The organism is Phormidium sp. FACHB-592 (assembly GCF_014695795.1).
GTDB lineage: Bacteria > Cyanobacteriota > Cyanobacteriia > Leptolyngbyales > Leptolyngbyaceae > Stenomitos.
Genome location: NZ_JACJOZ010000071.1, coordinates 1 through 8,354, shown reverse-complemented (window position 1 = coordinate 8,354; position 8,354 = coordinate 1). Strand labels below are relative to the sequence as shown.

The following is an 8,354-nucleotide window of genomic DNA, read 5'->3' as shown; positions in this document are numbered from 1 at the left end:
CTCATCGGTCAGGTCACTGTCGTAGTAAGGCTGACTCATATCCTCAAGCCATGTAGATGTCACTCTTCTGGTATCGCGCCTTTGTGACCGTAGTTGTCTTCTACTTCACATACATTTACAAACAGTTTCTTAGCTCTGCTAATAGCCCGTTTGGACTTGGTTAGTTGCCTGTAACGCAAACCACCAACGCAAGAATCAGACTTTCAGTCCCTTAAAAGTGCCAAAAGTACCTTTGGATTACGCATACTACAGACTTAAAAAGTCCAACTTTAGTCCAGAGGGTGTAGTACGGCTGAAAGGGCTATGAAAAAAACTGATATGAGCGGAAAAGGTGTTTCAAATAAGACTGCTTCGTCTCACCAAGAGAATAGTCCTATCTCAGTAGTGAAACTGAGATTTTTGTAGCTTTACAACACCTATATGTAAACTTCAGTAGAGCTACGAATCTGAAAGAGCCTGGTGATCTGCGTGAATGAGCATATCGCCTCACTCTACAGTCATGATAGCCGTCTCGACCCGAAACTTAGATTTGTGTAGCTTTATGTGAGCAATACGCAGGCTTCAGTAAGCTTACGAATCTGTACAGAGCCAATTAAATGACACGAAGACAAATTCGTGTCGCCCTGCCAGATCCTGCTGTTAAAGGTTTGCAGCTGCTCGGTTGCTGAACAATTGATCATCTGGTCATCAGGCTTACTAAGTTGGCTCCAGGCGGAAGGTTCATCAGGTCTAGCTTTACTGCTCTAATGCCACTAAGGCGTCTCCATGACAAATAAAAAGTCACTGTACAGATTTTGCCGGCTATAGTCAGCGATTGTAGGGGTGCGAGTGTAGTTGAGACTCCTTAGCTAAACACGCCCTGAGACTTATGCAACACTGTTGCAAGGTTCCGGTAGTGTGAAACAACAGCCCCCTAAACCTGAGAGGCATTATTAGGATCGGTTGCCACTGAAGATGGCGATGCCGATGGCACGACTTTCACACAAGAAAAGTTCGAACAGTCAGTCAACGTCACTCCCGGTCGTTTGCTCCTTTCAAATCACCGCCCACTTAAAGCATTCTCCTTTGCTAGATCTTGCTATGGTTACTGAAGTCAAGACTTCGGTAATTGGAATCGTGCAGCTATGTCCTTTGGAGCGTTTGAAAAAGCCGCACTCAGCGATCAAGAGATCACAGCACTGTGGAATACGTTCGTCTTGAGCGATCCAGAGGGCGAGACCGACCCCGTTCAGCCCCGAACCATTTCGATCGCTGCTTTGAACCAGATGCTGCAAGACCTCGGACGCACTCCAACCGAAGCAGAGTTACAGCACCTGATACAAGAGGTCGATCAAGATGCCTCTGGCACGATCGAATTTGAAGAGTTTCGTGCCTTGCTGTTGTCGAGACACGGTGATCGCGCTAGTCGCCTCACGCTTGCGTTTAGCGTACTCGATGAAGATGACAACGGTCGAATCAGCGCCGAGGAACTGAGTCAGGTAATGCAGCCGTTTGGCTTAACCGATGTCGAACTCGACGAGATGATTCAAGAAGTCGATCGAGATGGTGATCGTTCGATTAATTTTGAAGAATTCTGTCAATTGGTGGCACAGGAGTCCGCTTCTGGAAAAGGATACAAAGACACACTGAATTTCTCGAATCGTACCCCAGTGCTCGACGGAGGCAAGCCTTTAAAGACCTCTAAAACGGCGCAAGGCGCGCCTGAACAGCCTTCTGTGCCTGTCGCAGCAAAGCGCCAAGGAACATCGCGACTACAAATGCAGATGGGGCTCTTCCGCTTGCTTCAGGGCGCAGCTTATCGGTGCTTCCGGGAGAGCTTCTGCGCCAATCACGAAACGCATTTGCGCGTTAAAAATCTGCCTTACTGCATGACGGATTTTGTTCCCTTTGTCGAAGAGACGATCGCACTCTACAAAGCCTTGGGAGTGATCGAACCTGCCTGTTATCCGGTCTTGGATGCTCTCGTCACCTCGATTGTCGAAGAATACGCTCGGCTCAAAGCTCGCATCCAACACTGGGACAGCCTCGAAAAAACACCAGCAATGTTAGCGACCGAGCAAGCAATGGTAGCGGCACGAAAAAAGTCTGCAACCGTTCAAGAAAAGTTTGCGGCGGGCATTGAATTTGCGATCACGCTGAAAAAGCAGCGGCTCAACTTAGCAGACGTCACAGAAGGCGTGCTAGCGATTCATGAACTCGACCGCTTGAGAAAGCTGGAAGAGCAGATCGACAGCCCTCTGAACCCATCTGACGACGACCCTAAAGCCTACTTGAGCCAGTGGAACCAGGTAATTTTGTCCGATGCCTCTGAAGCGATCGATGGGGCAATGATGCCTGTCGCCTATTGGTACGAAGACTTCATGCCGAAACTGCTGGCAGCGTTTAGCGTCAACACAGCGGCGGATATCCAGCCGAACACTCACCCCCTTGCACAAGAGCTAGACCAGTGGTACGAGAGCGCTAAAGCAAAGGGAGAGTTTGATCGCTTTGGCATCGATCTCGTAGAAGCATTCCCCGACTGCACAGTCCCTCAAAAACTCATGCTCAAGCAGGCGTGGCAGTTAACGCGACCCTATCTCCACGGCGTACAAAAACGGCGTGAACGGGTCGAGTGCGGACGCGAATCTGGCAGTCTGTCACAGTATGTCACCTTTGTCGATGTCTATCTCAATCAGCGCGACGTGCAAACGGCTCAGATGCGACTCAGCTACCCCTACTATCTAGGCTCTGCGGTCTGGCGGTTTTTGCACACTACGGCTGAAATTGTTTGTACGCGCCCCCTCGAACCGCAAAAGGCACTGGTGGTCCAAATTAAAGCTTTCTTTCGACGGTTTGCTGCGCTCTACCCCTGCCCTTATTGCCGTCACCACCTCAATCTGTATGTGGTGCAAAATCGAGAGGTAGAACTGTACCCGGTCGAATATCTGCTGTTAGGGCGCGATCTTCCCGTCACTAACTTTGTGGTGTCGCTTGAGGACAAGCTCTCAACCCTCAGCGATGGGGTATCCCTGCGCTTGTTTTTCTGGAAGCTTCACAATACGGTATCGGCGTCGATCTCACGCTCTGAAGCATGGTATCGCCGTGATGAAAAAGCCTTTTACACGAGCCGCTATTATCCGAGCTTAGAAACTGAACTGGCGCAAGCGAAAATTCTCGAACAGAACTATCTGAGCCGCGATCGCGTCTCCCGGCTCTACAACGTCTTCAAGCCCGTTTCTGGCTTAGCTGGACTGAGACTAATCCTGAAAAAGCGACTCGAGCAGAGCGATGGTGTTGGCAGCACAGCAGTGAGTGTTGCCGCTCAAAATTATATTCAGGAGTTAGACCGAGCCATGCTAGATGGACAGTTCTTGCAAGAACTATACTGCTTTTATCCTGGTTTAGTGGATCCGATACCACAACCGACGAGTATCGATGAAGCGTTCGCGCGAAGTGGCTTCTTTACAGAAACGGTACTGAGCCCAAGCAAGGGTCTAGAAGGGCAAGAAACCACTAGCGAGTAAAGCTCTGTAAAGTGGATTTTCGGGGCGTTGGAAACCTGCCTCTGGGCAGGAAGTGTAAGACATCACGGTTCTTGGATCTATCTTCGGAACAAGGTGGAGCCGCTGATCGCACCCGCTACAGTTTTCGTTCAAAGAGGCTTTGTGCTCTACCCTCGGTCACTCACTCAATGAGCTGGGTTCTGCTCTGTCTTTCGATAGCAGAATCTCTAAGCAGCATACCTAAACGGAGGGCAGCACATAGAGCCTAAACAGTCAGTCTCGGTGCTCTAGAACTTGTGCCGAATAACGGCACAGCATCCTTTAGAGCTTTGCCACGTATAGTTCTTAAACTATCAGTCAAACTCATCCCGTTCACTTTAATCGCTGTTTGGACTGTGTTTTTCGGCACCTCATAGAACGCTGCCACTTGCTCTGTTGTGGCAATGCCTTGCCCCTGTCAAACAGGAAATATGAGGACTTTTATCTTGTTTAAGATTGTCTCCGCCCGATCGCTTTGCATTTCTGCAAGCTGGCGATCGCGAATGGTCTGGATTCAATGAAAGCAGCTTCTGACAATGACATATGGGCTATGAAATCACTCATAAACCGTAAGGCAAAGCGTCATTTCGCTTTTGCGATCTGTTCAAGCTCTACAAGTTTTGCCTTCAGCGCTTGTTGGAAGGCTTTAATCTCGTCTGCTTGCCAGTCTTCTACAGTGATTGCCTGCAAGTTTTTGATGACTCGTTGAGAGGGGGTACGAACGGACGAGCCGCCAGCATGATGAGTCTTGAATAAAGCATTGACTAACTGACGGGTTTCACTCAATGATAGATTTTCAGTCGCTGCTTTCCTGGTAGCTTCAGTGCGCACCGCTACGGCTGCCACCTCGTCTAGATGCAGCTTCTCAGCCGAAAGTTTGTTGAGTTCTCGCACCTTACTGGCATCTAAGCCTGATTCGCGTACTACCTCCTTAATGTCGGTAGCGATCGCTAACATGGGAAAGACATTTGTACTGATAGAGGTTGGGTTCAGTTGGTAGCCCAGCAGTGTTTGCAGAATGCTAAATTCTGCGTCTTGTTTCAGCGCCACTCTCTCTAGCCACTCACGCTGCTCATCCTTTGATGCAGTTGTGATCGCTGTTAGCTCTGAAAGCTGCTTGTTACGTTTCAGGCGTTGCAATGACGTGTTGAGGATAGTGGGAATCCGATCGCGTTCCACTTCTAGTTCGGGGTGACGATAGACAATCTGGTTGAGCAAACACTCGGCTAGGTCGAGTGGATGTAAGTCCTTCCGATGGATCGAAGTGGACAGCGCTTGACTTTGGATTTCCTGAATATTGATTGCCTCTGTCTCTAGCGGCATAATCACGGCTTTCAGCGTCTGCCAAGGGATCAGCGGTGCTGCTCGCCAGCGTCGTTCGCCATCAAAAAGCAGGTAGTCGTCTTTCCACGGAAACAGGATTACTGGCGTGTGCTGTCCTTCTTCCTTCAGCAGTGCAGCAAAGGCTTTTAGTTCAGCTTGCGGAAACGTTTGGCGCGGCTGAAGAGCATTCCGTTGGATACGAGAAATCTCAATTTCTTTAACCCCACCTTGCAGGGAAAGTTGCTGGGTTAATGCCTGAACTTTTGCCTCCAGTTCGAGCTTGCCCTGTTCCGCAAGTTCCTGGCTTTTGAGTTGTACAATCTCAGCTTCTAATTCTTCTACCCGGCTCGATAATTGGTGAACTTTTTGGGTTTGTCCAGCTTCAGCAAAAATTTGGCTGGCTCCGATTGGTTTAGGTCTTACCATTACTTTCCTTTGAGTACTGCGATAATGCGAGTCACGATAGGGTCAAATGATTTGACGATCGCATCTCCAGGTTGATAAAGATGCACAGGCAACCCTGTACCACTAGCGCTTAAGATGAAACCTGACTCCTTGATGGGCGGGAAACAGGTAATGCCCATTTGCTGTAGTTGATAGGGAATTGTTTCAGTTAAATCGCTATCTGTCCTGGGCTTCCCCTGCTTGTCGAGACCGAGTAGGTTTCGGTGAGCCGCAAACTTAGCCACATTGACCCTAGAAGGCACAAACCCCAAGATTTCTGGTTTAGGACGCAAGCGAAGCGCTTCAATCTTTTGATAAAACCAATGCACCATACCCGCTGCCCCAAAAGAGTCTTTATATTCCGGCTTCAAGGGCACCAAAATATGAGTCGCTGCGGCAAGGGCAATCAAACCCATTGGCTCCAAGGATGCAGGCGTGTCTAAAATAATAACTTCTGCATCTCCTCTAACTTGTCTTTTAGCACCTCGTAGCGGCGCTCATAGAGATGCACGCTACGGATGATGTCTTCCAACGGTGCTCCACCTTGGAGGAGCTGCACCTTGTCTGTATGCTCCTTCCAAATTGGCACTAGAGGATAACTGCCGTTAAATTCTGGATCGAAAACTATTGCTAGCGATTGTTCTTTTTCGGGGGCAGTTGTCTTGCCTGTAAACAGGCTTAATGATCCGTTTTGATCAAGATCAATCAGAACTACTTAATGCCCCTTCTTTCCCAGCGCATACGCTAAGTGAGTTGCTAGCGTTGTTTTTCCAGACCCTCCAGTATTGCTCTCAATGGCAATTTTTATTTGCTGGGTCGCTTTAGGCATATGAGGTTAGTTCTGTACCATAACGTTAGAGTACATCGTGTACTCTAACGTTATGGTACAAGCAATTCTGCTACGAGCACGAGCGGATAGCGTCGTTTAGGCTCAGGTAGAGTAGTTTCTGGTGGAGTAGTTTAAGCAAGCTGAAGCGCAGAATCCTTACAGTATAAGGGTTTTATTCACTGTGTCAGCTTAAAGCTAGCCCAGAACGGCTTGAGGCAGGCTCCTTACTGTCATTGACCGCGTTGCGGCTTACAATCGGCAAAACCCAGAGCTTCCTCATCAAGGTAAGAGGCGATCGCCATTTCGACAATTGCTTCAAGCGGATAGTCAACTGCTGCTGCCCTTTCAATTAACGCCATGCGGATGCGCTCCGGCAAGCGCTGTAGAATTGCTTGGGCATCAGCAGAGGATAGCTGCTCTAGAGTTGTGCTGCTTGAGTTCATGGCATCAGCTCTCCATCGGAATCTGGGCATTGTATGGCGGCTCTGTTGCCCGCAGTAATAATGATTCTAGCTCAGAGAGCCAGAGTGGGCTTCTCCAATGTGGAAGTGGAGACACAGCGATCCTGATGTCATGGTCAGAGTACTGAGCCAGCCAGGCCCAAAGAAAAGCCTTGTGACCATTCACGAAGCGCGTGCGTAAGTTTTTCGTTTTGCCAATATACAATAAGCCCACACTACGATGGCGGACAGCATACACTCCAGGACGAGCCGGAATCGTGGAAAAGCTTCGGCTTACAGGTTGGCAGTCATTAAAGGGAGTGGCTATAAGTTGATCCAGTATTCTACGGGCTTCAGCGTTTGTCTCATCAGTCATTCAGGTTCTTAGGCTCAAAACACTCTGAAAGATCATAAGGCTCGATGGGCGCTTGTAATACCGCTAATGCTTCTGCGCAACCTTCTGCTTCCACAGGTAGCAAAGTCATTGCTAACCGCTCAGGCTAAGGATGAAGAAGATGTTCGCAGCGAGTGTTCCCTGTCTAACTCACTGCAAGCACCAAGACGGTGAAAGTTCTATCAGTCAAAGGTGCTTTAACTGAAGTAAGACTATAGCGACGGACGTGAAAACCCGATTGATAGCAGATTTGAATTCCCGTGCCCGTGCGCGTCGAGCATGGTAGACTTTTGCCTCATCGATCACCTCTTCTAGCATTCCTGGTTTCGCTTGAGCAAGTGCCCATAAGCCCTGTAAGAGAGTTTCTGGCGTCACGCCTGCTAATCTATAACGGTACGCCGTATTGCGAATGGGTCGTTTGAATAGTTGAGATTGATTAGTACAAGGGTAGGCACACGCTGAATTTTGTCTTGCCAGGGATACTGTCTGCGGTGATGCTGCCGCCATGTTTTTCAATCACTTTTTGAGTAATGCTTAAACCTAAGCCACTACCTTCTCCCATTGGTTTGGTGGTGAAGAAGGGTTCAAAAATTTTTGCTTGAATCTCTTATCAATATGTGATCAACGGCTCCTTTTTTGATGGTACGTATGCCAAGGCGAAGCACGCAGGTTGGTTGTGGATATTGGGTCAGAACTATGCCCTTATTAAACAAGACCCTCAGCTCACCCATATTGCACTGTACAACACGAAAAATCAGCAAATTCAATTTGTGGACTACCAAAACTTCACCCCTAGTCGTAGCAATGAGGTGATTGAATTTCAATCAGGCCCCATCGTTGTAGAGAACAGCCAGGTAGCCAAACCTTACATTGCCAAGAGTTTGAACGGATCTGCTCCCTATACGCGATCGCTCTTGGCTGTGACGGATAATAGAACCAAATATTTCATCACTGTAAGAAAACCGATCCGATTAGATGACCTCGCTAACTATTTGCTATCCCTAGAGATCTTTGCAGGAAAGCGCTTAGATGTGTTGAATTTGGATGGGGGTCCATCTGTTGCGCTGTATTCTAGGGAACTGATCAATTTACGTTATAACGACACAGCTCAGTTGCCAATTTTGTTAGGAGCTCGTTAGGTACACCGACAGTTTAGGAGCGAGGAGCTGCCTTGCCAAATTATCTGAAGGACTGCGCTAGCGATCCCTAATGAGAGAACCAGAGACGAAAACAGCCTCTTTCAGCCAATAGTCTTGCATTTCAGCAAAGGTTTTTACTTGCCTACCGTAAATAGGATTTCCTACCAACAAGGTTTGTTTTGCAGGATCAATTGCCAGCAGAGCGATCGCGTGAGCAATGGCGGTTGCTCCCACAGGCTCCATAACATGCAAAATTGCGAGTTG

The 8,354-nt window shown here is 48.5% G+C and carries 11 protein-coding genes; 2 read left to right on the top strand and 9 right to left on the bottom strand.

Going from position 1 to position 8,354, the window contains the following annotated elements:
* Positions 1 to 1,124 precede the first annotated feature (1,124 nt).
* Positions 1,125 to 3,503, top strand: a complete 2,379-nt coding sequence (locus H6F86_RS18535; protein WP_190450211.1) for an EF-hand domain-containing protein — start codon at positions 1,125 to 1,127, stop codon at positions 3,501 to 3,503.
* Positions 3,504 to 4,103: 600 nt separating this feature from the next.
* Here the strand turns inward: H6F86_RS18535 and H6F86_RS32350 are convergent.
* The 8 genes from H6F86_RS32350 to H6F86_RS18505 all read right to left on the bottom strand — a co-directional run bounded on the left by H6F86_RS32350 (position 4,104) and on the right by H6F86_RS18505 (position 7,513).
* Positions 4,104 to 5,270, bottom strand: a complete 1,167-nt coding sequence (locus H6F86_RS32350; protein WP_242033592.1) for a ParB N-terminal domain-containing protein — start codon at positions 5,268 to 5,270, stop codon at positions 4,104 to 4,106.
* Complete coding sequence (locus H6F86_RS31660; RefSeq protein WP_199305379.1) at positions 5,270 to 5,704, bottom strand: hypothetical protein; 435 nt, start codon at positions 5,702 to 5,704, stop codon at positions 5,270 to 5,272. The genes H6F86_RS32350 and H6F86_RS31660 overlap by 1 nt, the downstream gene beginning before the upstream one ends.
* A 23-nt stretch (positions 5,705 to 5,727) precedes the next feature.
* Positions 5,728 to 5,877, bottom strand: a complete 150-nt coding sequence (locus H6F86_RS31655) for a hypothetical protein (protein WP_199305378.1) — start codon at positions 5,875 to 5,877, stop codon at positions 5,728 to 5,730.
* 126 nt (positions 5,878 to 6,003) lie between these two features.
* Positions 6,004 to 6,117: a hypothetical protein gene (locus tag H6F86_RS33195; RefSeq protein WP_199305377.1), complete on the bottom strand. Its 114-nt coding sequence runs from the start codon at positions 6,115 to 6,117 to the stop codon at positions 6,004 to 6,006.
* Between the two features lie 230 nt (positions 6,118 to 6,347).
* On the bottom strand, positions 6,348 to 6,560 hold the full coding sequence (locus H6F86_RS18520; RefSeq protein WP_190450210.1) for a hypothetical protein: 213 nt from the start codon (positions 6,558 to 6,560) through the stop codon (positions 6,348 to 6,350).
* 4 nt (positions 6,561 to 6,564) lie between these two features.
* On the bottom strand, positions 6,565 to 6,933 hold the full coding sequence (locus tag H6F86_RS18515; protein ID WP_190450209.1) for a GIY-YIG nuclease family protein: 369 nt from the start codon (positions 6,931 to 6,933) through the stop codon (positions 6,565 to 6,567).
* A gap of 204 nt (positions 6,934 to 7,137) precedes the next feature.
* Entirely contained in the window at positions 7,138 to 7,326 is a 189-nt protein-coding gene (locus H6F86_RS18510; protein WP_190450208.1) for a hypothetical protein, read from the bottom strand.
* Between the two features lie 61 nt (positions 7,327 to 7,387).
* On the bottom strand, positions 7,388 to 7,513 hold the full coding sequence (locus H6F86_RS18505; protein ID WP_190450207.1) for an ATP-binding protein: 126 nt from the start codon (positions 7,511 to 7,513) through the stop codon (positions 7,388 to 7,390).
* Positions 7,514 to 7,568: 55 nt separating this feature from the next.
* Here H6F86_RS18505 and H6F86_RS18500 point away from each other — a divergent pair, with 55 nt between their 5' ends.
* Positions 7,569 to 8,090, top strand: a complete 522-nt coding sequence (locus tag H6F86_RS18500) for a phosphodiester glycosidase family protein (protein WP_190450206.1) — start codon at positions 7,569 to 7,571, stop codon at positions 8,088 to 8,090.
* Positions 8,091 to 8,147: 57 nt separating this feature from the next.
* Here the strand turns inward: H6F86_RS18500 and H6F86_RS18495 are convergent.
* On the bottom strand, positions 8,148 to 8,354 hold a 207-nt coding region (locus H6F86_RS18495; protein WP_206756057.1), incomplete at its 5' end, for a hypothetical protein.